The organism is Buttiauxella agrestis ATCC 33320, assembly GCF_000735355.1.
Classification (GTDB): domain Bacteria; phylum Pseudomonadota; class Gammaproteobacteria; order Enterobacterales; family Enterobacteriaceae; genus Buttiauxella; species Buttiauxella agrestis.
In genome coordinates, this window is sequence record NZ_JMPI01000075.1 from 1 (window position 1) to 2,340 (window position 2,340).

A 2,340-nucleotide genomic window follows, 5' to 3' on the forward strand; every position below is an offset into this window, starting at 1 on the left:
AATAGTAGTGTCCGCCTGTAGCTCAATTCACGTGACCGCGATATGGTGAGTCTCACGGAGTCGTTTTTCATCAGTAAAAACTACCGGAGATTGCCATGTGTGCAGAAAGCTCAGGAATGTTTACCTTGAAAGAGATCAACCGCGTCAAAATTATCCAGGATGTCATCGAGCGCCGGATGACCACGCACCGCGCAGCTGAACATCTTGGGATCAGTGACAGACAATGCCGCCGGCTTCTGGTGCGTTACCGTGAAGAAGGTCCGCTCGGTATGGCCAACCGGCGACGTGGCATGCGGGGTAACCGGCAACTTATGCCCGGGCTTGCCGATCAGGCTCTGGAACTTATCAGAACGCGCTATGCCGATTTCGGTCCGACACTGGCGCAGGAAAAACTCGCAGAGCTCCACGGTCTGATCCTCGGTAAAGAGACCGTGAGGCGCATTATGACGCGTGCGGGTCTCTGGGTTCCCCGTAAACAACGGGCCGCCAGGATACATCAACCCCGTTACCGGCGCCCGTGTACTGGTGAGCTGATACAAATAGATGGCTGCGATCATGAATGGTTCGAAGATCGTGGCCCGGCCTGTACCGCTCTGGTCTACGTTGATGATGCAACCAGCAAAATTATGGAGCTTCTGTTCGTCAAATCAGAGTCCACATTCTCTTATTTTGAAGCCACGCGACGCTACATCGACAAACACGGTAAGCCACTGGCGCTGTACAGTGATAAAGCGGGCGTTTTTCGGGTGAATAACAAAAATGCGACCGGGGGTGATGGCCATACGCAGTTTGGTCGGGCCATGCACGAGCTGAGCATTCAGACTATCTGTGCCGATACCAGTGAGGCTAAAGGTCGCGTCGAACGTGCACATCTCACCCTGCAGGACCGCCTGGTGAAAGAGTTCCGGTTACAGGGGATCAGTTCAATGGAAGCGGCCAATGCATTCGCCGAAACATACAGGGCTGATTACAACCGACGCTTTGGTAAAATCCCGAGGCATGATTTTGATGTTCACCGCACCGTGGAACACGATGAAGATCTGGATCTGATATTCACTGTTCGCGAGAAGCGAAAGGTCTCAAAAGCACTGACCATTCAATACGATAAAATGTTGTATCTGATTGAAGACAGTGAATATAGCCGCCGCGCCATGGGTAAGTACATCGATGTATATCATTACCCCGATGGGCAAAAAGAGCTGCGTCTGAATGGTGTGGCTCTTCCCTGCTCTACCTACGATCGGCTCTCTGAAATCGACCAGGGTGCCATTGTTGATAATAAACGTCTCGGCCGGACACTTGAGTTTATCCGGCTGGTACAGAGCAACCGCGATGACACTCGCTCACAGTCCGTTCCTGCCGGTGATGGCCCTTCCCGACGACGTCCCAGAGCGGCCGGGAAAAAGACCCAGCGTGCGCTGAACCAGGATGACATGCTTGAAGCCCTGAAACAGCTTCAGTCGCGTTCTGAGCAAATCTTTGGCAAAAAACCGGGCTGATGCATCCGTTATTAATTTAGTGCCACGACAACTTAATACCGTGCTTACCAGTGAATCGTATCTGGCCAGACCCAGTCCGTATTATTCATGGTATTCAGCATTTTTGTATCCGGCTTTTCACGGGCATATTGACTCCAGAGAGAATCAAAGGAGCAAAGGATCTTATCCAGTTTTTCTTTTCTCTTTGCAGGTGGCTGACTGAGGAAATAACAACACCGGCTGTCAATGCAGTCCTCGAGCCATTCAAAATCAGAATCTGACACGCTGCTGGCCATTTTTATCATTATTTCTGCCCGGTTACCCGGCAGAAACTCCTGTAAAGCGGACTCCAGAATATGCTCGAAAGCATACATAATGGATAACTGTTTTTTGTCTGTCTGGATGTAACTCATTGAACGTCTGAGGATTGCAGACTGAAGCAAGACCAGTGGCCATAACAGTTCCACGCCATAAAGCTGATAGGAATCCCCTTCTTCATACTGATACTGCTCAGTACGGCGACAACCTTCCCGGGCTTTGCGGATGTCATAGGCCAGAGCCAGCATAAAGCCATCTTTAATCTTTATCAGAGGACTTTCATCCACAGCGAAATGGATAAACTGGTGTAATTCATCCAGTGCTGCCGTATCTCCCCATAAAATAATACCGGCATTATTGGGTGTTAATTCAAATCGGAACATAACGTCCATCTTCACATTATTTCAGTATGAAAAAAGACTATCAGTAATGATTTCATTCAGCATCCGGTATTAAACAAAACACGGTGATTAATTGAAAAGAAACATAATTAATGGTCATTTCAATTGAGCCAGATAACGGTCAGTTTAATTGAGGTTTGACA

At 48.9% G+C, this 2,340-nt stretch carries 2 protein-coding genes; one reads left to right on the forward strand and one right to left on the reverse strand.

Annotated features, from left to right (window positions below):
* Nucleotides 1–95: 95 nt before the first annotated feature.
* On the forward strand, nt 96–1,499 hold the full coding sequence (locus tag GBAG_RS21240) for an ISNCY family transposase (RefSeq protein WP_034500118.1): 1,404 nt from the start codon (nt 96–98) through the stop codon (nt 1,497–1,499).
* A gap of 44 nt (nt 1,500–1,543) precedes the next feature.
* Here GBAG_RS21240 and GBAG_RS21245 read toward each other — a convergent pair whose 3' ends face one another.
* A complete protein-coding gene (locus GBAG_RS21245; RefSeq protein WP_034500120.1) occupies nt 1,544–2,179 on the reverse strand; it encodes a DUF6904 family protein in 636 nt (211 codons plus the stop codon).
* Nucleotides 2,180–2,340: the final 161 nt, after the last annotated feature.